Genomic DNA, 24,864 nt, shown 5'->3' on the forward strand with positions numbered 1-24,864 from the left:
TAAAAATCATTGGCCGTTAGCTATTAGATGTACTAGCTCAGACCAGATCTGACAGTTACCGGTTATTTATATAGATGTCTGTCAGATTAAATACGCTTTCAACATAATAATTAATTACAAATAAGTTTATCCAGAATCAAAAAATGAAAATAAGAGATCTAAAATCTACCGAATAATCAGCGAATATGCTAAGGATTACGCCGTGAGGCGCTTTCGCAAAAGCCCTCAACGGCGTATTTCCGCAATTTATTCACAATAAGCCAATAACGTTTTCTGGCACAGTTGAGAACGAACGCAATCCTCTTGATTGAAATGGATAACACTGACGATTTCATCATCTGAAAATCTTCCCAGTGCATCACGCAATCCTGATACGACGCCAACCGGCAAATCACATTGACTTATATCACCATTGACAATCACAGTCACATTTTCTCCAAGCCGGGTCAGAAACATTTTCATCTGATTAATCGTTACATTCTGAGCTTCATCCAGAATTACAAATGCATTTTCAAATGTTCTGCCTCGCATATAGGCAAAAGGCGCAATTTCCACTTTGCCAATTTCAGGCCGTAAGCAATATTGCAGAAATGATGCTCCCATGCGTTTTAATAAAACGTCATAAACCGGCCGGAAATAAGGGGCAAATTTTTCAGCCATATCTCCGGGCAAAAAACCGAGATCCTCATCTGCCTGTAATACAGGACGGGTGACAATGATCCTATCAATTTCCTTATTAATCAATGCATCCGCAGCCATTGCCGCACTGATAAACGTTTTACCACACCCCGCCTCCCCACTCGCAATAATCAGCTTTTTGTAATTTATTGCGCGCATATAACGCCATTGCGTTTCGGTCCGTGGCAAAATTTCCGAAGTATCCCGGTTATCACGTGCCATACCAATGGCTTCTACGCCACCGAGTTGTACCAGAGAGGTCACATTATCATCCTGATAACATTGATGATGGCGCAAATCCCTTTTCATCATCCGCTTTGCCTCTCGACGTGATTTAATCACTGCTTTCTGTCTATTCATAGCAGTATCACCTTATCGTTGTTTTCACCCATACGGTGTCATATCACCGATATAATCACTACACCCGTTATCTTTCAAGATACATCTTGAAATCCATTGGGTATACGTTATTTCAAATAGATAGGCGCCTCCTTTTCGCTTATTTAGCCCCATAGAAAAACGGTGGTAGAACCGTCACATATATTAATGACTTTGATATTCCCACAGGTTCGCATATCATCGGAACATCAATCATTAACGTTACTCACCATTATTTCTATTTAGTGAAAACTAACGAATCATTATGACAGTATAATGACAATTTCCAAGTTTTGACAAACAAGCCAGAAACTCTCGATTAAAAATAATCGACAGTATTGTTTATTTATTTTTGCGATAAGTTTAATTCATTAAATAATATGACTTAATATTTACAGTGATAAGTATTCATTAATATAAGCTAATTACTTAACACCATAGTAGCCATCATTCATTTAGCTATTATAGTATTGATATATTCAGTTACCATCCAGCAAAGAAGTCACTATCTGCAAGCGCTCTTCTCTACCGGATGGCAACAATATTATTATTGATGACAACAGAGAAAACAGTTAATTATCTGCTTTATTAAGTACTCTTACAGTTTCCAGCCAATCGAAAACCCGCATTCTTTGCTTCACCTTCTGTTTTAAAATAGACCGCGTTCTTCTCCTGAATCACCTTATAACCTGAACAATGAGAAAAATGATAGATTTTGCTGTTATTATTCCCTTTAATTAATCCTGTAGAAGAGGCTCCAGATAACCCCTGTTTTTTCTGGGTATCTGCTTGATTATTTCTTTGCCCTTTTCCCTGCTCGGTTTTGGGAATGCCCGCAGCGGAGTTTTTATGCCACAATTGCCATTTCTGCTCACCGGTAACAAAAGGATTATGATGCCCCATAATACCAGCAATGCGGTTATCTCTCTCCCGCTCCCATTTACTCGGTGGATATTGGCGATCCCAAGCGATAAATAATTGCTGTTGTTGACGAGACATGGAAAGATTGTAACGATCATGCATATAAAAATTGATCCGAGCGACCTGCCCTTTTACTTCATTTCTTGGCTCGAACGTGCGAGATTTAAAATCGACTTTACTGGTACAATGACCATAATCATTCGGCATATTTTTCGGTAACATTCCATAACTGAAATTACTACGATCGCCATTAACCTCGCCAATTGATGGAGCCAAATTATGCATATCAGATTCCATCGCCCTGAAAACAGGATCGGAAGCGACACAGTTTTTCCTCCCTCCATTTTGCCAACATTGCCGCTGATGACCAAAAACCCAGGCAGGAACAATATGTTCCCATTCAATTCGTTCAGCACGATTCTGTTGTGATCTGACTTGATAACCACACGAAGAGAGGATTGCACGTCCACCGCTCTTACCTGTCCATTGCCAATGGCAACCACAATAAAATGTCCCGGTCTCTGACTTAAATTGATCATGATAAATGCGTTTACGCAATTCAACTTTAGCTTGTTCAAAGGTAGACGGAGCGGCAAAAGAAGATAAAGGAGCAATTAAACTGAAACACCCAATATGAATTGTCCAAAAAATAACTTTACGTTTCAATGATAAACCCTACTTATGCAAAAATATCATTCTGATTTTACACTTTTATGTTGCCTCATAATCGACCTATAAGACAAATATTGTTTCTTTGCATTTCTTCTTAGCACTTCTTTTAAAAAGAAAGACTACTCAATAAACAGATCGAGATATCACAAGAGGGTAGTTATCCCATGATTGCGGAATGATTAATTGGGGATTATGAGATCGATACATAGATTATATGCTTTAAAAACGAGCGGTTATATCACTCACCACTGGCATGAAAAAATAGAGAATAATGCTGAACGTCAGCTTCCGATATTGAAGTTCAAATAAGATACAGGGCCGATACACGGCCCCGTATTACTACAATTTATTACCAAAAACGCCGGTACTCTCCATTTCTTCCTGTAATTTCTTTCGATTCAAGTTCCAGTGTGAATCTTCTGGCATTTGGACCCGAATATCTAAACGGCAAGAATCGGGAATATCACAGGATTCCCCATCTTGATAGAAGATCTTGTTGCCATTGTCATCTATAGATTTGAGTCGCCAATTTTGAAATCTCTCAGGTAAATGCGCATGTTGGCGATGGAAAGTCTTAATGACAATAGAGCCGTCAGGTTGAACCTGATCATCAACAAAAATCAGTTCGAGATTATTGTTGTCGCAGGGAACAGAAATGCCCCCATGCACCCCCCAAGCACCATCAGCGTTATAACCCAAGATATTTAATATACGATATACGCCGGTCCCTTCTTTTATCACTTCAGCACCCTTTGATTCTTCATTAGTCGAGAATGTGCCATCAGGGTAGATTTCTATTACCGGGGAAGCTGTTTTAAGATATCCGTTAGCGTCTGGTTTAGCGTTCTTATCGTCCCAAAACTTACGCGTAACTTGTCTGTTACTATGGCTATTTATGCTATCTGTACGATATGTACTGCCTTCATGCGAAAAAACTAACCGGTGACTCCATACACCATCCACTCCTTCACTTGATAAGCCATTTACATTACTAAATCTTAACTGAACTCCATACCAATCAGATGGCAATCCATATTTAGTAAGGAATGGCGAGTTGGGTCCATACCCGGCACAACCATCGTATAGATTTTCCGAACCATACAAACGAGCAAAACCCATTGAATGCATTGCATCATTAGTTGATACTGCGCCCACATCCGCCGCAGTCAAATTGATATCTCCAGTCAGCACCTTATCGTTTATTTTCCGGTTATCAGGTACTCTGGCATTAATATTTCCAAGTAATGAATTAACTATTTCTTTAATCAACTTCTGCGTCACTGCCAATGTATCACTATCGCCAATCGCATCAGTAAGTTGAACAATACCTTTTTGTGTCAATGAAGCATTGGGAATTCCTGTTATAGTTTTCTGTTCTAAAGCTTTATTTAACTGTGCGGTAAGTTTAGTTACATTACCATCATCTAAAACATCCTCACCAGATTGTGTCGCAATAAAATCAGCTACAACCGATGTTATTGTTGATGCTTGACGTAATATCTTATTCAACATGTAATTATCAATAACCTGCCTGTCTGGAAACCCACGCAGCAAATCTGGATATGCTTCATAGATTTGTTGACTGGCCACATTAGCGTTATTACTAATAGCAAAAGCTTTAAAATCATTTTTACTCATATATCTTCCCCAAATTGAATAATATTTATTCACAGTCAATAAATCGAATTATTAGAAATAATTCTCCATAATTTACATCAGTTATAGTCTAATTCTTAAAAACAATAAAATATTATTAAAAATAGAATTATTAATTATTTCATCACAATGAAGAAAAATAAAAAAACAAACAATTAACCATCAAAAAATATATTAAAACCTCTTATATTCAAAATCTAAAAATACCTTTCTTCACCCCTCCCCTCTTTTATCAGAAATAAATTTAAAATCGATAGCTAAATCAATTTTACAAATCAGAGTTCATTTTTATATGGACTTTTATACAAATTTTCCCAATCAAAGTACTGATTAAAAAACCAGTACCTTGTCGATATCTGAGGATTATAAGACTTTAATGGTATTATTCTTGCGGCTTTTCAGGCCAATCAATCTCTGGCGCCGATGAAACATCAATCCGACGCAGTAATACCAAATACTTTTTCCAATCTAGCAATAAAGTTTTTTCATCTTCCGATGCCATTTCAGTTTCAACCGCATATTGCAATACAGTGATAGCGTCATCAGCTTGCCGACGGAAAATAGCACGTTGTTGTTCTGCCTGTTCAATTTGATTGACTTTTTGAGCTTCAAAGTCCGTTACCCATTTTTCACCATCCCATTTATCAAAATCGGTGGACGGTTGCTCGAATGTTAATGTTTCTGGTAATTCACCCAGCGCAGCCACCTCTTCCTGTGCGCCCATTTGCGTGTTGTAAGCTATTTTTCCACGGTGGTCAGGAACAATTTCCCAATAACTTCCGTCCTCACTGCGACGCACAGCCATATCATCAGAATCGGGCAGATTCGGCGCATCTAAATAAGAATGCGCTGACAAACCTACGCCTTCCGCAACATATTCTAAATCAGAGCCAGAGAATTCTCTCGAATAGGGATTAGCATGGTAAACTTTTATCCAACCAGCTTGAGTCGCCAATCCGTCTTCACCTAATACAGCGGTTTTAGTCTCTAAGATATTTTCTTGTGTCATTATTATTCTGCCTTTACGATATTATTCTGCTTTTACGATATAGTTAAATGCGATATTGCGAGGACGGGTTTCATAACCGCTTGTATTGTTAGCAATTGATGATGCAGTAGTAGCAGCATCAAGGACATCGCGACCCATCGGATACACGTATCTATCTGGAGGACCTTGATAGCTAGAAAGGTATTGTCCATCTGGGAGTCCCTTCGTAAGTTGTATTCTTTTTGTGTTGTCAGCCTGTGAGCTCAAAAGAATACGACCACTATCAACACCGCGCCCATCATCCCAACCACGAATAAACTCACCCCTTAAATCAGGCAATCTACCGTCAGGATAAGCTTCTGCTAACTTCGGGTATTGTGATTTATTAAAAGCGGAACCATTACAAGTGAAATAACCGAAAGGTGGATTAGGCAACGGCCAGGGAATAGGAGCGCCAACGGGGACGTTAGAAATATTTGAAATTTTTTGTTCTAAGGCTGTGTTTAATTTTTGGTCTAAAGCTCTATTTAATTGTGCAGTAAGTTTAGCCGTATCTCCATTATCCAAAACATCCTCACCAGATTGTGTCGCAATAAAATTAGCCACAACAGACGATATTGTTGAAGATTGGCGCAAGGCCTTATTTAATACATGAGTAGAAATACTCTCTGGTGGAAAACCCGACTGTAAACTCTGACTTTCTTCATATTTCTCTTGACTCACTACATTAGCATTACCACTGATAGAAAATGCTTTAAAATCATTTCTTTGGCTCATACATCCCTCTAAAATTCAATAATATCATTCAGTAATCAATATATTAAATGGTCGTACAGGTAGCCTCTCTCAATTGGCGATAATTATAGTCTAGTTCAGTAAAATAATAATGAAATTTATTTTATAACTTATAGGGTTAATTATTTTTGTATAATTAGCAGTAATAAATCACCCAACATATTGCAATAAAACACACAGATTATTTTCATTCGTCATCTCTTATCTTTGCTATTTATAACTGCAAATTTTCATGATAATGTTTACTACCTTTATTAAAACAGATGAAAAAATAACAGTGACAAAAAAGACCACACTACAGCGTGGCCTTAAGCAAGGTAACTCACTAGTAAAACTTATTGTTTTTCAGCAAAAAATAGCCTGTAAATTCCCCCGCCAACAATCCCGCCAATAATTGGCATCACCCAGAAAAACCATAACTGCTCTAAAGCCCAGGTATTCTGGAATATAGCAACAGCCGTACTTCGTGCCGGATTGACTGACGTGTTGGTAATAGGAATGCTAATCAAATTAATTAAAACCAGCGCCAGACCAATTGCTAATGGTGCAAAACCCGGAGGTGCTCGTCTATCTGTCACACCAATAATGACGATTAAGAAAATAGCCGTTAAAACAATTTCAGCTACAATAGCTGATTGAAGTGAAAATCCACCCGGTGAATGCTCACCAAAACCATTTGATGCAAAACCACTCGCGGTCGCATCAAAACCCGCCTGCCCACTGGCAATAACATACAGTACCGCCGCAGCAAGAATACCACCGATAACTTGAGAAATAATATAAGGAATAACGTCTACTGCCCTGAAACGACCACCAACCCAAAGACCAATTGTTACAGCGGGATTAAAATGCCCACCAGAAATATGCCCAACAGCATATATCATCGTCAATACTGTTAAACCAAATGCCAAAGATACACCGACAAAACCAATCCCTAATTCAGGAAATGCAGCAGAGAATACGACACTACCACATCCCCCAAAAACCAGAACAAAAGTTCCAAGCAATTCAGCTGTTAATTTTCTTAACATATTTTGTCCTCATCCAGTTATTCAAAACGAGTTACCTTGCTGAAATTAACTATAGCCAATAAATTAAAATCATGCTTATTTTTACTATAACCGTATAAGTCTCTGATTCTTGTAGCATCTTTACTTGATATTCACTTTAAACCGGGATTTAATGCACCATCTATCCTGTTCAGATCAACTTTTCGGTGAAAAATGGATAACTTAAAATCAATTATCGCCAAAATAAGTTCAATATCCTGTTTAAAAATAGGAAAATCCGATGCAAAATACCCGCATCGGATTATCACATCAGTATTGAATAGTACAAGATCTATTAAGCGATAAGTACTATATGATAAGTACTATATGATAAGTACTACATGATAAGTACTATATGAAAGCTGTTCTTTTCACTACGGAACAAATCATTCATCTGACTACCAAAACTGAAATATTCGCATATCCGACAACTCCTGAAGCATTTGAACCTAATAAATGGGTGGAAATATTAGGCCGTCGGGAACCGACAACAATTAAATCTGCTTTAATTTCATCTGCTGTCGATAATATTTTATCCCTCGGTGATCCAAAGGCTACGGAGAAAGAGACTCGCTCTTTTGGCAAGTCTATTTTCTCCGCCACTTTTGCCAATTCCTCTTCTGATCTCGCAACAGACTTCTTAGCAAAAGAGTTGAGCAAGTCATAATGGTAACTATAACTAATTGAAAATCTTGATATATCAGGAACGGCATGGAAAAGATGTATATTAGCATCAGATAACTTTGCCAAATACTCTGCATGTGCAATCGCTTTATCGGTCAACTCATCCTCTGAAATATCCACCGGTACTAAAATCGTTTTGTACATACGCACTCCTATATTTATATACTAAACCTAACTACTTCAATGAGTATATACCCGTTATCTTTCAAGTTGCCTCTTTGTTAGCTGCACTCGCTCACCCCGGTCACATCGTTATCTATGCTCCCGGGGATTCACTCCCTTGCCGTCGCGATGCATCTTGAAATCCATTGGGTATAGAATATTCCATTATTTGTTGTGAGTTGTTTAACTAAATCAAATAAATTACGGTATAGCTCTATTTTCAATCACTCAGAGTCAAGATGCCACTTATGTAATATTCGATGAATGAAAGGTGTTACAACAAGCCCCAAAGTAATAAAGAACACACTTTCCAAAAATACCCCATATATCGCAATAAAATATTTACCGGATAAACTAACAGGAGCGGGATCTAAACCCTGCGATCCCAGCATAGATAAAGCGTTAAGCAAAGATTCAGAAAACGTATGCCCTTCTATCAGATAAAACCCCAGGACACCCGGAATTATTCCAATAAAGAAAAACGTTGCAGCAATAAGGTAAAAACGTACCACCCGCCATAAAAAATGGTCCAAACGAATCAGTTTATCAGTAAATTTTTCCATAATTATTGCATCCTCAACAACTCTACGAAATCTTATGCAATTTCAATAAAAATGAAGTCAGAGTAAATTTAATAAAAATAGAGCAACACAGCGTTAACTAAAACATATCTAGCAAGCCATCCGAAGATGGCTAGCCAATCTCTCTCATTATATTTCACCTCATCTGATAACCAAAACAGATGTTGTCGAATATTTGACAACACCTGATGCATTAGATCCTAGTAAATGCGTTGTAATATTGGGCCTTCTGGAGCCAATAACAATAAGATCAGCATTAATTTCTGTCGCTGCTGCTGTTATTTCATCTCTTGGCGACCCAAATGCAATGGAATAGGATAACCTGTCATCAGGAAAATCGATGGTATCAAGCAGCGTTTTCAAATCATCTTCGGCTTTAATTGTCGCTTTATCCTTAATTTCATCGTATCCCAACGAATATGCATTAACAATCGCTGATGAAATTGGCAGTACATGAAGAATATGGAGCCTCGCACCTGTTTTTTTTGCCAAAGACAGTGCATGCTTAACCGCTTTACTCGTTAGTTCATCTTCTGAAATATCTACCGGTACTAAAATAGTTTTGTACATACGCACGCTCCTATATTTACATACCAAACCAAATTTACATACCAAACCAAATTTACATACCAAATCAGACTACTACATTTAGTATACTCTATATCCTGTTAATTACTATGAGTTATTCAACCACATAAATGCAATGATAAAAATCAAGAAAATCACTTATATTTCATATCGATATAAAAACACCACCAATATCATTCACATAAAATTAACATTTATAAAAGTAAAAACCAATCATTATCATAATAATGAATCTATTATTGTTTGTCATCAACGCCGATTAAGTCACTTATTTGCAAAAGAAAAAGTCAATTGATACCTTTATTCAATATATCATTCTGTATATAACGATATAATAATAATTATAACTTAAGGATTTTTCACAAATCATTCCCCTTCCCGCACCTTTCTCTATAACCAGACAATTAATATCGTTTTTAATTTATTTATCTTACATCTTTAGTTTCATACACTTATACTAATTTAATGCATATAATAATATATCTTTCCAAAAAAATATTATGAAAACAAACACTGGTTATTTCAACACGTGGCAAAAGTGGGATGTACAGGGGCAATAACATTAACCCCTGAGACCTACCTCACTGCCGATATAACGTTTTTATTTGCTTAACCGTATTTTCAAATATCTTAGCCTGTTTTTCATCTGCCATTTCTGCAATAACACGCTCCAAATTCAGTACCACTTTCCCTGCATGCGCTTGCCCCATAGTTTTAAGAATAGAAGCCAACAGAACTTTCAAACATGTCACCTCTGTTGCCAGGGTTTCAGTATCGGATGAAGGAATTAAATCGATTTTATTCATAGTCGTTACCTGCTTACGTATTAATTACATTATGAAAATAATAATTATACCACATGATTCATCCCCTATTTTTATACATTTTCCAAATAGGTCCACACAAAAAAACGTTAAATTATTGTTAAGACCATTTATTTTATAAATATTTATTTAGTTATTAATTTCATCATAATCAGAATATACAGAATGTTCTTATTGCGAATAAATAATACTTGCTATCGTATAAAATAATTCTCTTTTGTCTTTGAAAGAGATAAGTATAATATTCACATTCCTGATGAACTTTTAGGATAATTTATCTATTCTATTGTTTTATATAATCTTTACTAAAAGTCAAAAAATAGACAATTGAAGTTAACTCTTCTGAAACAAATTCAATACACAAGCAATATCAATGAAGCTCATGTATGAGCATAGAGCCAGTTGGAGACACTTTTTTGATAAATGTTTTGTTAGTCGATGATCATGAGCTGATCAGAGTTGGTGTAAAGCGTATTCTTGATGACGTAAAAGGGATAACAGTAACAGGAGAAGCCAATTGTGGTGAAGATGCGATAAAGTGGTGCCGGGCTAATAAAGTAGATATCGTGTTAATGGATATGAACATGCCAGGCATTGGCGGCCTGGAGGCAACAAAAAGAATCCTGCGTTATTGTCCCGATGTCCGTGTCATTATGTTGACTATCTATACTGAAAATCCTTTGCCGATGAAGGTGATGCAAGCCGGCGCCAGAGGATATCTCAGTAAAGCTTCTACCCCTCAGGACATGATTAATGCAATTCGTGCAGTTAATGCCGGCCAGCGCTATATCGCTCCCGATATTGCTCAGCAGATGGCCCTTAGCCAGATTAGTCCACAGACAGACAATCCATTAAGTTGTCTGTCTGATCGTGAATTACAGATTATGTTGATGATCACGAAAGGACAAAAGGTGAGTGATATCTCCGAACAACTTAATCTTAGCCCAAAAACCGTCAATAGCTATCGCTACCGAATGTTTAGTAAACTAAATATCAGCGGTGATGTAGAATTAACACATATGGCAATACGTTATGGGCTATTCGACACAGAGAGTCTATTAAATAGTGACGGAACGATTTGATTCAAAAACATTTTTACAAGCAGTAACCAGTCAGCCTGGTGTTTATCGTATGTATGACGCCTCAGGTACGGTTATTTATGTCGGTAAAGCCAAAGATTTAAAAAAACGGCTTTCCAGTTACTTTCGTGCACAAGTCGCCAGTCGTAAAACCGAATCTCTGGTTAAACATATTGTTCAAATAGATGTTACTGTCACGCATACCGAAACAGAAGCGCTGTTACTGGAGCATAATTACATTAAGCTCTATCAGCCTCGATATAACGTTTTACTACGAGATGATAAATCTTATCCTTATATTTTGCTCAGCGCAGATAAACACCCACGACTGGCAATGCATCGGGGAACTAAACATTTCAAAGGCGAATATTTCGGCCCATTTCCAAACGCTCATGCGGTACGAGAATCATTAATCTTACTGCAAAAACTTTTTCCTATCCGACAATGTGAGGATAGTGTCTACCGCAATCGCTCGCGGCCATGCCTGCAATATCAAATTGGCCGCTGCCTTGGCCCCTGCGTTAAAGGACTGGTCAGTGACGAAGAGTATCAGCAACAAGTTGATTATATTCGTCTGTTCCTTTCAGGCAAAGATCAACAAGTTTTAACCAGATTAATTAATCGAATGGAACAAGCCAGCCAACAATTGAAATTTGAAGATGCAGCAAAATACCGTGATCAAATCCAGGCTGTTCGTCAGGTCACTGAAAGACAATTTGTTTCAGGAACAGACGATGACCTAGATGTTATCAGTGTTGCCTTTGAAGCAGGAATGGCTTGTCTGCACGTACTGTTTATACGTCAGGGCAAAGTACTGGGTAGCCGGAGTTACTACCCTAAAGTCCCGACTGGGACAAAGCTTGATGAGATTGTACAAACATTCCTTGGCCAATTTTATTTACAGGGCAGCCAAAATCGGACTTTGCCCTCAGAAATTTTGCTGGATTTTACTTTGCCAGAGAAAGACATTTTGTCTGATTCTTTATCTGAAATATCCGGGCGAAAAATTCATATTCAAACTCGCCCCCGCGGAGATAAGGCCCGTTATCTGAAACTTGCCCGCACAAATGCAACAACCGCCCTAACCACCCGCTTATCGCAACAATCAACTATTCACCAAAGATTAGACTCTCTCGCTCAATTAGTTAAGTTAGTAAAAATTCAGCGAATGGAATGTTTTGATATTAGCCACACGATGGGAGAACAAACTGTTGCATCCTGTGTCGTATTTGATAGCAATGGCCCACTACGTTCTGAATATCGGCGCTATAATATCAATGGTATTACTCCCGGTGATGATTACGCCGCCATGAATCAAGTACTACGCCGTCGATACGGGAAAGCATTAGATGAATCAAAAATTCCCGACATTATTTTCATTGATGGCGGTAAAGGACAACTAGCTCAGGCAATAGATGTCTTTCAGTCTCTTGATGTTGAATGGGATAAAACGCGTCCTCAATTGATAGGTGTTGCCAAAGGCAGTGATCGCAAAGCCGGGCTTGAAACACTATTTTTCACGACACAGGATAAAGGTATCGCATTACCGCCGGACTCTCCGGCCCTGCATGTGATTCAGCATATTCGTGACGAATCACATAATCATGCAATAACCGGGCACCGCCAACGTAGAGCTAAAGTTAGAAACACCAGTACGCTGGAATCTATTGAAGGAGTTGGGCCAAAACGCCGACAAATGCTACTGAAATACATGGGAGGTTTGCAGCCTTTACGTAACGCAAGTGTCGAAGAGATCGCAAAAATACCGACTATTTCCTATGCATTAGCAGAAAAAATTTATAATGCATTGAAACACTAAGTACATTGATGCACCATACTTATAAATTCCACTATAGCCAGATAGTTAAGAAGCACTATGCAATTAAATATACCAACATGGCTCACTCTATTTCGTATCGTCCTGATCCCATTTTTTGTCCTGGCATTCTATTTGCCATTTACATGGGCGCCGATGGTTTGTGCCATAATTTTCGTTGTCGCTGCGGCGACAGACTGGTTTGACGGTTTTCTCGCCCGCCTTTGGAAACAGACAACTCGCTTTGGCGCATTTCTTGATCCTGTCGCGGACAAAATCATGGTTGCTGCCGCATTAGTTCTAGTTTCCGAACATTATCATACGTGGTGGATAACCCTCCCCGCAGCAACCATGATAGCGCGTGAAATTATCATCTCCTCTCTCAGGGAATGGATGGCTGAATTAGGCAAACGCAGTAGTATTGCCGTTTCCTGGATGGGTAAGGTAAAAACGACAGCGCAGATGGCGGCGTTAGTTGCTTTATTATGGCGACCTAATTTTGAATTCGAATTGGGTGGATTCATATTACTTTATGTTGCTACAGTGATGACATTTTGGTCAATGTTTCAATATGTAAACGCGGCATGGTCTGATTTGCGTGAAGCTTGATCGAAATGACTTAAAAACCATCGAACAAACACAGCGTAACAATAATTGTGTTGACTCGATACGTGAAGTAAGTAGAATGCAACGCATCGAACGGCACATGAGATTTACGAAAACAAATAAGTAAATCAGCCAGTTCAAAGCGGTGCGGGAATAGCTCAGTTGGTAGAGCACAACCTTGCCAAGGTTGGGGTCGCGAGTTCGAGTCTCGTTTCCCGCTCCAAGTTACTAACCGGAAAGATAGTTAGTAGCTGAGTAGGGTTAGTACCTGAATGAGGTTAGTACCTGAATATAGAAAGGCGCGTTGGCAGAGTGGCCATGCAGCGGATTGCAAATCCGTCAACCTCGGTTCGACTCCGGGACGCGCCTCCAGATTCAGCCCAGGTGGTGAAATCGGTAGACACAAGGGATTTAAAATCCCTCGGCTGTAAGGCTGTGCGGGTTCAAGTCCCGCCCTGGGCACCAAATAAAATTCGCTAATAAGACAGTGAGTTAGGGAAAAGAAAAGGCCACCGCAAGGTGGCTTTTTTAATACCAGTAACCACGCTTCCTAACATGCTTTCCTAACATCATTGCTATCACAATGAATAAATATTCACTAAAAGAACTCAGTTAATACTCTGGCGCATCCGTGCGCCAAAACGTTCTACTGATGCGGTGCTTGTGAATCCCATGAGCGTAAAGCTTTAAGCATTGGCGCGGCAGCATCTTCGTGAATCAGGAAATAACGTGCATGTCGGGCAATTTTAAAAAATTCATCAAGAGTGGCGACATGGTGTTTCGAACTAAGTGACATTGAGTCTGTTACTTCACCATTTTCAATGGTGAGTAATATTTTCCCATTGAACCCTGCCCTGTTAAAGTAACAGTCCTCTAGCTTTTCAAATACATCCCACGCATTATCTGTGTCCAGCATCTTTGCATGGCGTGCTGCGCCTCGTTCTGTCCAAAGAATGAGGTGTTTTGCGCGGGGTGCAACTAAGTTACTTTGAGTAACCTTGTTCTTAAATTCCTTAAGTTCTGAAGCTTCGAGTTTGAAATAGTGTTTCCCACAAATGAAGCGATCCGCATTGCGATTAAAATTAACTTTGATGTTATTCGTTTCCGTGCCATAAAGCTGTGCTAGCAATTCAGTAGTAATTACCGGGATGCTGTTATATGTAATAATATGCAAGTTTTCTGCATTGATAGTGTTATGTGTTTTATTAATTGCTATACTCGTCATGCTTAAATTTCCCAATTTGACATTATGAGGCCCAACTGTTGCCACACAGCTAGGGCTTCAACATTCCCATCTTGATATTTGCAATGCTCCTTAATAACAGTTATTAAGTTATTAGTTTAAAAAATTAAGCTACTCGCCTAAAAATAATAGCTTAATGATAAGCAGCCAGAGCAATCATCAACTGTGTTATCGCTGAAATCAAAAGATTACACGTATAAAAGCAAGATATTAGAAGAAATTGCAAAGCCTGCCGCAAAACTTACAGTAGAACTTGAAAGAAATAAAAAATTATGTTCACGAAAATATAACCCCAGTTAACATTTTATCATTAATCTACTAACCAACTACCAACCAGCTTTTTTCTTAAGTCAATAATTAATGGGCCGCATAGCCATTTTTTTACCTTGGCTGTTCCGGCCACTCGATATCAGGTGCTTGCAGAACATCAACACGACTCAATAGCACTCTGTACTTTTTCCACTCAAGCAAAGCGGCTTCTTCTGCTTCAGTAGCAATTTCAAGGTCAACCGAGTCTTGTAGCAATGAGAGTGTTTCATTTGCTTGTCGTAACAGTTCTACTTGCCTCTGTTTTGCTTCTGCAATCTGATGGGATTTGAGAAGGTCTTTATCAACTACCCATTCTTCACCATCCCATTTATCAAAATCGGTGGGTGGTTGTTTGAAGGTTAATGTGTCAGGTAGCTCACCAATTTCGGTGATTTTAATCGGCTCTCGTGTTTGCTTGTCGTAAGCGATTTTACCGCGATAGTCCGGTACTATTTCCCAACGGCTTCTATCTTCACTGCGACGGAGCGCTTTATCATCAGAACTTGGAAGCTCCGGCGCGTCGGGATAAGCATCTGCCGACAAACTGACACCCAACATGACATATTCAATATCAGAGTTTGTGAATTCTCGTGTGATTTGATTAGTGTGATAAACCTTTATCCAGCCGGATTGAGTTGCTAATCCGTCTTCACCTAATACGGCTACTTCATGTTCTAAAGAGTATTTTTGTTCAGTCATTATACTGCTCTCACTATGTAGTTAAATGCGATATTGCGGGGGCGGGTTTCGTTTGCAGTACGCGCGACACGAGATGCATCGTATCGCACTGCATACGATACTTCGTTTTGAGTAACGTAAGACATTGCTCTCACATCACCCTCAAAAAATACGCCGCTTGTGTTGTCATGTGGTTGTGTTATCAAGCCGATGTTGTTACCACCATCAAACACTCCGCTTAATTCTTGCATTGCATCCCCTTGCCATTCCAAAACACCACGACCATTGTCAACACCACGCCCACCATCCCAGCCACGGATAAATTCACCACGTAAATCAGGAAGCCGACCAGATGGATAAGCGGTTGCTAATTTCGGATATAGAGATTTATCAAATTCTTGACCACGGCACATAAGATAATTTTTTGATGTCGGGGGATAGTTTGACGGCCACGGAATTGGTGCGCCGACCGGGTAAGTGTTTACCGCGTTAACATCATCAACTGTTGCTAATGTTCCAGATTTCAGGGGAAAATTAATAGAATGAGTTATCTCGTAATTAGTCGCATCTTGCTTATATACTTGAAGAGACGACTGATAATCATTAGAAAGATTAGCTCGAATAACAAAGATCCCACGAGAGGGCTTATCGGCGGGCGGAAAAAAATGGATGCACGGACTTGTGCCTGTAATATAAACATGACCGACTTTTCCGCGCGCAAAATTGTCATTAATCCAATCACGTTGAACTGAATTTTTCTTCAGCTCATTAATATCTGACGTTATTGCATCAATAGTCTTAAGCTGAATTGTTTCGCCAGATGGTGTTGTGATATATACAACGCTGCTTTCTGTCATCCATTTGTTTAAATTGAATAACAGCTCATCAGTATAATTTAATTGCGCTGTCACTTTTCTAGCAACATCAGAATAAGTATTCGGTACTGATGTTTGAATAAAATACTCAGCATTAGAAACAGCGTCAGGAAACTTATCGATTAAGACTAACTCCGTATCACTATTAACGTTCTTAATTGCCGATAATTTAAAGGCATTCCCGACTTTAATTAATATGGTCTGTGCGGGAGCAACACCAAACTTATTATCCTTCCAGTGTGTTCCCGCTCCCGTAGCAATATCTGAATTGGCAGCAATTGAAATTGTGCCTGTAGTGTATGAAGACATGTTTAAGTACCCGTTGAACTTTATATTATAATGTAATTAATCATATCTGGCTGTGTCTATGTATATATTCTTTCCTGAAATCCCACTAAACTGTGAATACAATGAAACATCACCAAGTGAATAATCTGAACTATAGTAACTAATAATCGTATTATTACCACTTTGTAAAGCTTGCGGCGTCCACACGGTATCAACGGGTAGCGACTGTCCTCCATGTGGCCCGCCAATTTGCAAATTATAAAAGCCAAATCCTGCAACTGTTGCCATTACTGCAACTTTGCCCGCTATTGTTTCAGAATAATTTATATAAACATAATCTGATGAATTTGAAGGGAATGTTTTCATTACCCCTTTAATTGCCAATGCTTTACTTAGATGATGCAAGATACACTTATTATGCTCTCCCCACACACAAATCCCCCATTCTCCGATTGGCGGTCTCTGTTCATCGTCTGTAAAAATATAGATTTTTAATTGATCACCTTTATTGATTCCCCCATATGCAGAAAATCCCCACTTATTGTTATCCGTTTTAAACTGATAAACGTTCGGAAGTGCAAGATTCCGCCACGCGGTCCATGCAGCGAATATTAAGCAACGCGTTGACACAGGAATATCCAAATTAACTATACCTCGGTTGTCAACATCTTTACTTTGTAATATTCGCGTTTCTCGCAAGCAGAGGGGAGTACTATTTGGTATAATCCACGGTGTTCCATCTGGAGTTGTTAGTAGTGCACTAAACATTATCTTACCTTTTTATAAAAGACTAATATTGTTTTTGGTTGATCTGATGGTATTCCAAATGGAGATTGTGTTTGCAATGCTGATATCGTACCTTTATTTATTGATATGGTATAAGTTTGTGCATTGCGCCAAGTCAAAACATTAATTTCCGCATCCAATATTGTATAATCAATCTCATATCCGGCCGGCAATACATACGTATAACTAAATGACTTCACTCCGGCAGGGACATCAATTATTCCCGCAAGAAGAAATGGAATAACACCAGTATTATTTTTATTTCCGTTTGCATCCCACGTTTCAAATCCCCACATACTAAAACACCCCCGTTATTTTTCCGATTTGCACGCGCAGAGCGCCTTTCGCATCAGCAATACTAATTGTTGTATTTGTCTGTTTCATTTTTCCCTGATTATCTACTCCAATATTTTCCATTTGTCCCGTTTTCATATTCCAATAGAATCCTGATTTTCCCGGAATGTAATTCAACGATTTAATTTCAGTGCCAACTAACAATTCCTGAATAACAGCTTTATCAATAAACCCTTCACGAATAAATAACTGTCCATTTTTCGCTGTCATAAATGGAACTAATTTTCCGTTCACTGGATTCATAAACGTGAAATTCTCAGCATTAAAGCCGATATTTGTTGTGACTATTCCATTTTTAACTTCGGCGCCGATGACCATTCCCGCGTCGTATTCTGTCCCGTTATATTTAATACCAGCTTTGACAGTATAGATAGCAGAGCCTTCTCCGTTTTTGTCAAAAACCGTTGTTGCTTTTGTATCAATTAAAGCCTTTTGTTTTTTGAATTCAGCACTTGTCTGGTTATTATATTCAGACAACGCTTTATCCGTGTTTGCAATTGCGTTCTTATTCTCTTGAATCAGCCCCTTAGCTAAAGTGATTCCATTTGCATTATCATTAACCTCCGCTTTAATTTGATTAATATCTTTTGCCGTTGATTCATTTAATTTAGATACTGATTCTTTAATATCTAATACACTTGAATTGGTATTCTTAAATTGACTAGATACCTGCTGCTGATATTCAGATAATGCTTTATCTGTATTTGCAATTGCATTTTTATTTTCTTGAATAAGTCCTTTAGCTAAAGTAATTTTATTTGTATTATCATTAACCTCCGCTTTAACCTGATTAATATCTTTTGCCGTTGACTCATTTAATTTAGACACTGATTCTTTAATGTCTAATACGCTTGAATTTGTATTCTCAAACTGACTGGATACTTGCTGCTGATAACGTGCAAGTGACTGTTGATCAGATACTTGTACTTCGCGAACTTCAACAATTTCAGCTTTTCTATCTCCATTCTCTTTCATCCAACGTTTAATATCTGCATCACGCGCGGCGGCATTTTCAAGCGCTGCTTCGGCATTTTCAAATGCTGCCTCGGTATTATCATCAATCTGAGATTGAAGCTGCTTTCCTGCTTCTGTTGTGAGAAACTTATCGCCCGCAGCGTCAATTATCCAGCTCGCATCTGAAGATGATTCACCGCGTATGAATTCAGTCCAGGGGCTTTGATTACCGGACTTGTCAACGAGACGCGCACGGAAGTAGAAAGCCACACCGGCAGCTAACCCCTGCATCGTATGTGTCCGCTGTGGGTAAGGAATATCAGTGAGTAACATCAATCCCTCACCGTCGTTGGTTTTGCTGTACTGAATTTCAGTTTTCAGTGTGTCTGACGTGTCATCACCGAAATTCCAATCAATTGTGATCCCGAAGACAATCGGCGTTGTCCTGAAATTTAGTGGTACTGGGGGATTACCTTCTTTGCCTTTCAACACAGTTTCAGGGGCATTAGCCCAAATACTGGATATTTCAGAGGCATTAATCGCTCTCACACGTGCCTGATAGTGTCCGGCATAGATATTGGGTACTTCAAAGCCCTGTGTGGAAGTTCGGGGCACTGATATCCAGTTGCCGTTATCACGTCGCCATTCAGCCTCATACGCTATAGCGTTCTCGGTTGCATCCCAGGTTACTCGCAGTGTAGTGACTGCAAGCCCCTGTGATTTTGAAGAATAAGAACTGATAGCCACATTTTTCGGCGGAGTTTGAACGCCGGGCGGGATGACCGAAATAGGACGTTCATCAATCCGTGCGCCAGTATCAATTCGGTCATATTTATCCGGGTCATGATAAACAGCATTAATTTCAAACGTGTTATCCCCTTTATCACGCACACTTGTAACTCTATATTGCTGAACAAAGAGATCATTAGCATCAATCGCCCAACCTGACTCAACCGCGGGTTTTTCTGAATAAGCTGTTGTGACAGTGACCACTTTTTCATTAACTGCCTGAATTGTCCGGCCTTCTGATTTACCAGACGGCAAATTAATTAGCAGGCGATCCCCTTCTTTGGCATCAGCAACCCGGTCTAACGTGATGTTGCGCTCTGATACCGCACTGATACGCCCGCCAATTATGCGGCCCGCCCGGTTTCTGTTGGCGACCCCAGCAATATGGCCGGGCAACGGGATTTGTCCTTCTAAACCCACACTGAATGAAACAGCACTATCTTTGCTGTTTGTCAGCAACGCCCATCTTCCGCGCCGATTAGCTTCGCTTTGACGAGTACAACCGATGGCCGTGATCTCTGTTTGATTGACACCGTAGCGTCTTACTAACTCATTATCAGACACCGGTTCAATCGCATCAGCATAGTGATTGTCAGGATCTGACCAACTCACCATTGCGTTTGTATAGCGTACCCGTTCACTGCCTGCTGAATAAACGAATTTCCCGCCAATCACATTGGATTGATTAAAGATGTAATCCATGTCGCGGGGCATGTCAGCTAACGCAACAAACTGGTTTTGCCCCCAGTACGCCATGCCACGGAATATAGCCGCGAGATCCGTTAATACAGTCCAGGCATCATTGCGAGACTGAATGTAGACATTGCATGTAAAACGAGGTTCTTTGCCATTACTGCCTCGGCCATCGGGGACCAATTGATCGCAATATTGTGCAACCCGGTATAACTCTGCTTCATTGATTTGCGTTGAATTAATTCGATTACCTAGCCCGAACAGGTCTGACAGAATAATGTCATAGAAAATCCAGGCCGGGTTATCTGAGTGTGCCCACTTAAACGTACCGTCCCATATCCCCGAATATATACGATTAACAGGATTATAGTTTGACGGTACACGGATAATACGGCCTTTAGGCTTACAACTAATTCGTGGGATATCAGGAAATTGTTTAGAATCAAATTCAATATAGAGCAATGCAGTATTCGGATAGCGGAGTTTTGCGTCGATAACTTCTGTGATCGCCTGCACTAGCATTTTATCGGCAATTCTATTGCTGCTACTGTTCGGCGTCAGCCGTCGTACACGGATTTGCCAGCCCGTTGTTGCTTTCGGTAAATCTATGCGATAGGAACGTTCATACAGTGTTGTTGTCTTACCATCGACAGCGGCTTTTAATACTTCTCTGTAAGCTCCACCGTCAGTAGCAAGATCAATCGCGTATTCAATCCGGTAACCAACCGTATCGCCGTTATCTTTTTGTCGCTGTAACTGCGGCCACCCAAAGCGCAAACGGACGGCTGATAACTTGGTGTTCGAAACAGCACGAACGAACGGATGATCGCTTTTTAGTTCTGTACCCAGTCTGATTTCATTTTCTGCCGCGGGTATTCCCTGAATGTATTCTTGTGATTGCGTGCCGGGGCGAAATTCCCATTTAACGCCTGAGGCGTTCAAACTTCCATCAGCATTTGCTATAGGGGTATCATCTAAGTAAATATTAGTGCCATCCAGCCCACCAGCAAACTCACCCTCTCCCAGCGCCAGGAGTATTTTGGCTTTGGATATTGATTGGATGCTATCCGGCGACTCAACGGGAGTTCGTTGCTTACCGCCACCGCCTTTACGCCCTTTGATTACTTTTGCCATATTTCACCCATAAAAAAACCTGCCGAAGCAGGTTGGTTAAATAAAAAAAAACCGCAATTAAGCGGCATTAAATAGTATGGTTGCTAAATTAAATCCAGTGAAATCCTTTAGCCATTAAGCCAGCTAACCCAAGGGCTACGGCAATAATCGCACCAAATAACAAGCGGAAATCTAAACGAGCGTCTCTTTTTATTTCCCGCACATCAGCTTTTACTTCGTCTATGGATTTCTTGATGTGCTCGACATCTGATTCAAGTTTTGCTACTCGTGATTCCATATCTCCACCTCCACTATTGCCGCCACCATTCTCTTTCATTCGGCTCGAAACAGGAAAATCAATATAATGTACATTATCCTTATTCATCATGATCTCCCTTTTTTTCAGCCCATGAAATAATGCGGCTTACATTGAAGTGCATTTCGTAAGCGCAGTTCTTACAAAGAATCTTATAGCTATAATTAGCAAGATTATAACAACCATCGCTATCGAGTCTATCAGTTAACGATGGAACCACGTAATCATGTGAATCCTCCTGAGACTTATCGTATACAATAGGAATAGTTACATTCCCACGCTTACATATAGGGCAAGTTAAGTGCGTGATACCTTTTTCTTTGAAAAAATCAGCAAATACATCTGGTGTTATCGTCTTCAATGCTTCTAACAACTCTGCTTCACTTTTGTACTGTTGCGTCATATTCATTACCTCAATCATAGTTATACATTAAACTATTGACTAATAAAAGAACACAACTGAATTTATTTACAGTAAGCCATTCCTAGCTTGTGATTTACTGTTGATCTTCGGTATATATTCCTGCTGAAATGATTGCCCCACCGATTTCTCGTGTTCCATATAAGACAGGAACGGGGTTACCTTGAGCCGTTGTATTGACTGGGCCGCCGAATGCATAGCTGGGTTTATTGTCAGGGGACTCACGCATTCGCAAGCCCGGCTGTTGTGGTGAAAGCATTTGGACAACACCGCCGAGGGCCATTGATGCACCTATCATTGCAGTAGTTCCCCACATCCCCCCAGCTGTAAATGCAGCAGCTATTCCCCCGGATGCAATAGCAGCAGCAGTAATTAAAGCAACACCAAGTATTGTTTGGAATAACCCTCCGCGTTTACTGCCAATAATGACAGGTAAAATATGGATATCATCGGTTCCCTTCGTCATATCCAATTCATCTTTACTAATATTTCTACCACCAACAAAAATCGCAAATGTCAGCCCTTTTTTATGAGCCTCAATCATATATTTTTCAAAGCCCGGCAATAAGCAACGCATAGCATCAATTGCTTTTTTCGCATCCAACGCTTTATATTTAAACTCTTTTCCAAAGTGTTTAATTAGAGGTCCGTGCATTCGGATTGTTCGCATCGGTACATCAATATAAGCCATACAGTTAACTCCACACAAAAACTAACAAAAGCAATTTTAATTCACTTTATATGCAATTCTTTATTTTCTGAATTCGGTCATTTATTCTATAATTAAATAATCCACTTTGATGATAAAAACTAACTTTAACTCCATTGTTCTCATCTACAATATCAACAACCTCAATCTGAGAATTAGAATACACTGTATAGCCGTTACCATAAGGTTGAATAAAAACACCTCCATATCTTGGGCTATTTTCTTGCCAACCAAACAGGATGCATTCAGCTACATCTTTTGTTTGCTGCTTTGTGGACGCGTAAACCTGGTCGGGAGAACTACTTCTCATATCTTGGATGCTTGAACAGCCTGCCAAAATAAGCGCACACAGAGTAAGAATGTTTTTTTTCTTCATTGTCATTTTCTCTAAGTCAAAAAAAGAATAAATCACAACAAGTCTTTATGACGCAATACCTTTACCGTTCTGTCTTTCCAGTAACCGCCATACGGCACGCGTTGACTCAGTTGTCCGTACATATGATGTAGTAACATATTATCAGACAGAAGAATACCCGCATGGTTCGCCACAGGGGAAGAAACTTGCATAATTGCCATATCACCGGGTTGTGGTGCGTCGCTGAACTCACGGAAGCCGCACTCATACCAGTTATCCAAATAACGGTTCTCTTTGCTACTTTCCCACCAGCAATAATCAACCCGATAATCATTCAGCTCAATGTCATGTTTTTGCTTAAAGTAGCTCATGATTAGCCCCCAGCAATCTGTGTGGCCCAATACAAACTGACGGCCAATTAAAGGAAGCTCTCCTCTGGGGTAAATGGTCCTTAAATCCCCCTCCGGCCATGACACAATTACCCACGGTAATTCAGTTGCATCGCATTGAGCTTTATCTAACTCACTGGGCTGTGTCGTTGCGTCCGGGTGACTGTGAACAATTGCCGTGATAGTGCCCCAATCTTCAGCATTGATATAATCAACAGGATCAAGATGAAACTGCTCTTTAGGGTCTGTTGCAAGATTACGACACGGGAAATACTTTTCTACACGACTTTTTTGAGCAATCACCCCGCAACACTCTTTCGGGTATTCCGATTTGGCATGAGTCATGATTGCTTGCAATGTACTATCACGCATTGTCACCGCCTGATTAACGCCGAACCGGGGAAACCGCCGAAAGGTAATGGCTCATCTTTACCAAATCGTTCCTGACACGCAGGTAACAACCCGGAACATTTATCTTTGCTTGGGTCATCTACGGGATTATCATTCTCATCAAAATACCGGGTACCGGCATAGTCACACCCCTTGCCGGTTCGGTACCAGCCCCTTGCACACCACTCACATAAGCTATGAATCTGCCGTGTTGGGATCTTCAATCCCTGCAAGTCAGCGGGACTGGCAAGCTCAAACTTTATCGCTTCATCATCTTCTGATTCTTTTCTGTCAATATAGAAAACTTGCACTCGCTCTTGTTCAGGATCTGCGGTTGGATTGCCATCTTTGAAATTAGTGGCATCAAGATAATGAGCAAAGGTATCGTGAATTGTGACCTTTGCCTGAACCATATCATCAAATCTCAGGCATAGCGCTGTGATTAACCCGTCAATATTAGCAACCGTCAGCTTGGGACGCGCTGATTGTCCATCAGTTGACATGTCTAAGCCCTCAATATTAACAGGCCACGGCCCGTACTCTTTTCCCTGCCAGAAAAGTGATTTCTTCGGCAGTTTATCGGTTTTTAACTCTTCGGAAGTATAGGGGATAGTCTCATTATGAAACCGTAAAATATCAGCACCGAACGCCGTCCCGTCAACTTCATACAACCGGATCGTATTACCAGGCTCTAGTTTTTGAACGTCAGCATTTATCATTATCAT

Annotated in this window: 25 protein-coding genes and 3 tRNA genes; 6 read left to right on the forward strand and 22 right to left on the reverse strand. The window is 39.8% G+C overall.

Going from position 1 to position 24,864, the window contains the following annotated elements:
- Nucleotides 1-246: 246 nt before the first annotated feature.
- The 10 genes from phoH to OO184_RS14875 form a co-directional block, all read right to left on the reverse strand.
- Nucleotides 247-1,038 carry a phosphate starvation-inducible protein PhoH gene (phoH, locus tag OO184_RS14830; protein WP_265379852.1) on the reverse strand — a complete coding sequence of 264 codons (792 nt, stop codon included), beginning with the start codon at nt 1,036-1,038 and terminating at the stop codon, nt 247-249.
- Nucleotides 1,039-1,644: 606 nt separating this feature from the next.
- Nucleotides 1,645-2,628, reverse strand: coding sequence for an endonuclease (locus tag OO184_RS14835; RefSeq protein WP_376712564.1), 984 nt, complete (start codon nt 2,626-2,628; stop codon nt 1,645-1,647).
- A 360-nt stretch (nt 2,629-2,988) separates the two neighbouring features.
- Nucleotides 2,989-4,287, reverse strand: a complete 1,299-nt coding sequence (locus OO184_RS14840; RefSeq protein WP_265379854.1) for a phage tail protein — start codon at nt 4,285-4,287, stop codon at nt 2,989-2,991.
- Between the two features lie 400 nt (nt 4,288-4,687).
- Nucleotides 4,688-5,314 carry a tail fiber assembly protein gene (locus OO184_RS14845; RefSeq protein ID WP_265379855.1) on the reverse strand — a complete coding sequence of 209 codons (627 nt, stop codon included), beginning with the start codon at nt 5,312-5,314 and terminating at the stop codon, nt 4,688-4,690.
- A gap of 21 nt (nt 5,315-5,335) precedes the next feature.
- The gene (locus OO184_RS14850; protein ID WP_265379856.1) at nt 5,336-6,070 is read right to left on the reverse strand and encodes a phage tail protein; all 735 of its coding nucleotides are present in this window, start codon (nt 6,068-6,070) and stop codon (nt 5,336-5,338) included.
- A gap of 353 nt (nt 6,071-6,423) precedes the next feature.
- Nucleotides 6,424-7,119, reverse strand: a complete 696-nt coding sequence (gene aqpZ / locus OO184_RS14855) for an aquaporin Z (protein ID WP_088371696.1) — start codon at nt 7,117-7,119, stop codon at nt 6,424-6,426.
- Nucleotides 7,120-7,527: 408 nt separating this feature from the next.
- Nucleotides 7,528-7,965 (reverse strand): universal stress protein, encoded by a 438-nt coding sequence (locus OO184_RS14860; protein WP_265379857.1) that lies wholly within the window; start codon nt 7,963-7,965, stop codon nt 7,528-7,530.
- 242 nt (nt 7,966-8,207) lie between these two features.
- Entirely contained in the window at nt 8,208-8,546 is a 339-nt protein-coding gene (locus tag OO184_RS14865) for a hypothetical protein (protein WP_036807688.1), read from the reverse strand.
- Nucleotides 8,547-8,705: 159 nt separating this feature from the next.
- A complete protein-coding gene (locus OO184_RS14870) occupies nt 8,706-9,134 on the reverse strand; it encodes a universal stress protein (RefSeq protein ID WP_036775411.1) in 429 nt (142 codons plus the stop codon).
- A 599-nt stretch (nt 9,135-9,733) separates the two neighbouring features.
- Nucleotides 9,734-9,958 (reverse strand): DUF2594 family protein, encoded by a 225-nt coding sequence (locus OO184_RS14875; RefSeq protein WP_265379858.1) that lies wholly within the window; start codon nt 9,956-9,958, stop codon nt 9,734-9,736.
- Nucleotides 9,959-10,392: 434 nt separating this feature from the next.
- Between OO184_RS14875 and uvrY the strand changes: the two genes are divergently transcribed.
- From uvrY to OO184_RS14905, 6 genes are all read left to right on the forward strand, one after another.
- Nucleotides 10,393-11,058, forward strand: coding sequence for a UvrY/SirA/GacA family response regulator transcription factor (gene uvrY, locus OO184_RS14880; protein WP_265379905.1), 666 nt, complete (start codon nt 10,393-10,395; stop codon nt 11,056-11,058).
- A complete protein-coding gene (gene uvrC, locus OO184_RS14885; protein WP_265379859.1) occupies nt 11,042-12,874 on the forward strand; it encodes an excinuclease ABC subunit UvrC in 1,833 nt (610 codons plus the stop codon). The genes uvrY and uvrC overlap by 17 nt, the downstream gene beginning before the upstream one ends.
- Before the next feature lie 57 nt (nt 12,875-12,931).
- A complete protein-coding gene (gene pgsA, locus OO184_RS14890; protein WP_265379860.1) occupies nt 12,932-13,480 on the forward strand; it encodes a CDP-diacylglycerol--glycerol-3-phosphate 3-phosphatidyltransferase in 549 nt (182 codons plus the stop codon).
- 144 nt (nt 13,481-13,624) lie between these two features.
- A tRNA-Gly gene (locus tag OO184_RS14895) sits at nt 13,625-13,700 on the forward strand.
- A 75-nt stretch (nt 13,701-13,775) separates the two neighbouring features.
- Nucleotides 13,776-13,849 (forward strand) — tRNA-Cys (locus OO184_RS14900).
- A 6-nt stretch (nt 13,850-13,855) separates the two neighbouring features.
- Nucleotides 13,856-13,942 (forward strand) — tRNA-Leu (locus OO184_RS14905).
- A 181-nt stretch (nt 13,943-14,123) separates the two neighbouring features.
- Here the strand turns inward: OO184_RS14905 and OO184_RS14910 are convergent.
- The 12 genes from OO184_RS14910 to OO184_RS14965 all read right to left on the reverse strand — a co-directional run bounded on the left by OO184_RS14910 (nt 14,124) and on the right by OO184_RS14965 (nt 24,861).
- Nucleotides 14,124-14,702, reverse strand: coding sequence for an ORF6N domain-containing protein (locus OO184_RS14910; protein ID WP_088371684.1), 579 nt, complete (start codon nt 14,700-14,702; stop codon nt 14,124-14,126).
- A 399-nt stretch (nt 14,703-15,101) separates the two neighbouring features.
- Nucleotides 15,102-15,728 (reverse strand): tail fiber assembly protein, encoded by a 627-nt coding sequence (locus OO184_RS14915; protein WP_265379861.1) that lies wholly within the window; start codon nt 15,726-15,728, stop codon nt 15,102-15,104.
- Nucleotides 15,728-16,891, reverse strand: a complete 1,164-nt coding sequence (locus OO184_RS14920) for a phage tail protein (protein WP_265379862.1) — start codon at nt 16,889-16,891, stop codon at nt 15,728-15,730. The genes OO184_RS14915 and OO184_RS14920 overlap by 1 nt, the downstream gene beginning before the upstream one ends.
- 36 nt (nt 16,892-16,927) lie before the next feature.
- The gene (locus OO184_RS14925) at nt 16,928-17,638 is read right to left on the reverse strand and encodes a hypothetical protein (protein WP_265379863.1); all 711 of its coding nucleotides are present in this window, start codon (nt 17,636-17,638) and stop codon (nt 16,928-16,930) included.
- On the reverse strand, nt 17,638-17,952 hold the full coding sequence (locus OO184_RS14930; RefSeq protein WP_265379864.1) for a hypothetical protein: 315 nt from the start codon (nt 17,950-17,952) through the stop codon (nt 17,638-17,640). The genes OO184_RS14925 and OO184_RS14930 overlap by 1 nt, the downstream gene beginning before the upstream one ends.
- A 1-nt stretch (nt 17,953) precedes the next feature.
- Complete coding sequence (locus OO184_RS14935; protein ID WP_265379865.1) at nt 17,954-21,580, reverse strand: TipJ family phage tail tip protein; 3,627 nt, start codon at nt 21,578-21,580, stop codon at nt 17,954-17,956.
- An 88-nt stretch (nt 21,581-21,668) separates the two neighbouring features.
- The gene (locus tag OO184_RS14940; protein WP_240042979.1) at nt 21,669-21,947 is read right to left on the reverse strand and encodes a hypothetical protein; all 279 of its coding nucleotides are present in this window, start codon (nt 21,945-21,947) and stop codon (nt 21,669-21,671) included.
- Nucleotides 21,937-22,278: a hypothetical protein gene (locus OO184_RS14945; protein WP_088371606.1), complete on the reverse strand. Its 342-nt coding sequence runs from the start codon at nt 22,276-22,278 to the stop codon at nt 21,937-21,939. Before OO184_RS14945 ends, OO184_RS14940 begins: the two co-directional genes overlap by 11 nt.
- Nucleotides 22,279-22,372: 94 nt before the next feature.
- Entirely contained in the window at nt 22,373-22,966 is a 594-nt protein-coding gene (locus OO184_RS14950) for a tail assembly protein (RefSeq protein WP_376712565.1), read from the reverse strand.
- A 67-nt stretch (nt 22,967-23,033) separates the two neighbouring features.
- On the reverse strand, nt 23,034-23,381 hold the full coding sequence (locus tag OO184_RS14955) for a hypothetical protein (protein ID WP_265379867.1): 348 nt from the start codon (nt 23,379-23,381) through the stop codon (nt 23,034-23,036).
- A gap of 32 nt (nt 23,382-23,413) precedes the next feature.
- The gene (locus tag OO184_RS14960; RefSeq protein WP_265379868.1) at nt 23,414-24,121 is read right to left on the reverse strand and encodes a C40 family peptidase; all 708 of its coding nucleotides are present in this window, start codon (nt 24,119-24,121) and stop codon (nt 23,414-23,416) included.
- Between the two features lie 2 nt (nt 24,122-24,123).
- The gene (locus tag OO184_RS14965; protein ID WP_198672723.1) at nt 24,124-24,861 is read right to left on the reverse strand and encodes a phage minor tail protein L; all 738 of its coding nucleotides are present in this window, start codon (nt 24,859-24,861) and stop codon (nt 24,124-24,126) included.
- Nucleotides 24,862-24,864: the final 3 nt, after the last annotated feature.

This window comes from Photorhabdus aballayi (assembly GCF_026153155.1).
Classification (GTDB): Bacteria; Pseudomonadota; Gammaproteobacteria; order Enterobacterales; family Enterobacteriaceae; genus Photorhabdus; species Photorhabdus luminescens.

Bases quoted from the DNA above. Each gene is read 5' to 3' on its own strand.
- phoH (WP_265379852.1), bottom strand. From the start codon at position 1,038: ATGAATAGACAGAAAGCAGTGATTAAATCACGTCGAGAGGCAAAGCGG.
- OO184_RS14840 (WP_265379854.1), bottom strand. From the start codon at position 4,287: ATGAGTAAAAATGATTTTAAAGCTTTTGCTATTAGTAATAACGCTAAT.
- OO184_RS14845 (WP_265379855.1), bottom strand. From the start codon at position 5,314: ATGACACAAGAAAATATCTTAGAGACTAAAACCGCTGTATTAGGTGAA.
- OO184_RS14850 (WP_265379856.1), bottom strand. From the start codon at position 6,070: ATGAGCCAAAGAAATGATTTTAAAGCATTTTCTATCAGTGGTAATGCT.
- aqpZ (WP_088371696.1), bottom strand. From the start codon at position 7,119: ATGTTAAGAAAATTAACAGCTGAATTGCTTGGAACTTTTGTTCTGGTT.
- OO184_RS14860 (WP_265379857.1), bottom strand. From the start codon at position 7,965: ATGTACAAAACGATTTTAGTACCGGTGGATATTTCAGAGGATGAGTTG.
- OO184_RS14865 (WP_036807688.1), bottom strand. From the start codon at position 8,546: ATGGAAAAATTTACTGATAAACTGATTCGTTTGGACCATTTTTTATGG.
- OO184_RS14870 (WP_036775411.1), bottom strand. From the start codon at position 9,134: ATGTACAAAACTATTTTAGTACCGGTAGATATTTCAGAAGATGAACTA.
- OO184_RS14875 (WP_265379858.1), bottom strand. From the start codon at position 9,958: ATGAATAAAATCGATTTAATTCCTTCATCCGATACTGAAACCCTGGCA.
- pgsA (WP_265379860.1), top strand. From the start codon at position 12,932: ATGCAATTAAATATACCAACATGGCTCACTCTATTTCGTATCGTCCTG.
- OO184_RS14910 (WP_088371684.1), bottom strand. From the start codon at position 14,702: ATGACGAGTATAGCAATTAATAAAACACATAACACTATCAATGCAGAA.
- OO184_RS14915 (WP_265379861.1), bottom strand. From the start codon at position 15,728: ATGACTGAACAAAAATACTCTTTAGAACATGAAGTAGCCGTATTAGGT.
- OO184_RS14920 (WP_265379862.1), bottom strand. From the start codon at position 16,891: ATGTCTTCATACACTACAGGCACAATTTCAATTGCTGCCAATTCAGAT.
- OO184_RS14925 (WP_265379863.1), bottom strand. From the start codon at position 17,638: ATGTTTAGTGCACTACTAACAACTCCAGATGGAACACCGTGGATTATA.
- OO184_RS14930 (WP_265379864.1), bottom strand. From the start codon at position 17,952: ATGTGGGGATTTGAAACGTGGGATGCAAACGGAAATAAAAATAATACT.
- OO184_RS14935 (WP_265379865.1), bottom strand. From the start codon at position 21,580: ATGGCAAAAGTAATCAAAGGGCGTAAAGGCGGTGGCGGTAAGCAACGA.
- OO184_RS14940 (WP_240042979.1), bottom strand. From the start codon at position 21,947: ATGATGAATAAGGATAATGTACATTATATTGATTTTCCTGTTTCGAGC.
- OO184_RS14945 (WP_088371606.1), bottom strand. From the start codon at position 22,278: ATGACGCAACAGTACAAAAGTGAAGCAGAGTTGTTAGAAGCATTGAAG.
- OO184_RS14950 (WP_376712565.1), bottom strand. From the start codon at position 22,966: ATGCGAACAATCCGAATGCACGGACCTCTAATTAAACACTTTGGAAAA.
- OO184_RS14955 (WP_265379867.1), bottom strand. From the start codon at position 23,381: ATGAAGAAAAAAAACATTCTTACTCTGTGTGCGCTTATTTTGGCAGGC.
- OO184_RS14960 (WP_265379868.1), bottom strand. From the start codon at position 24,121: ATGCGTGATAGTACATTGCAAGCAATCATGACTCATGCCAAATCGGAA.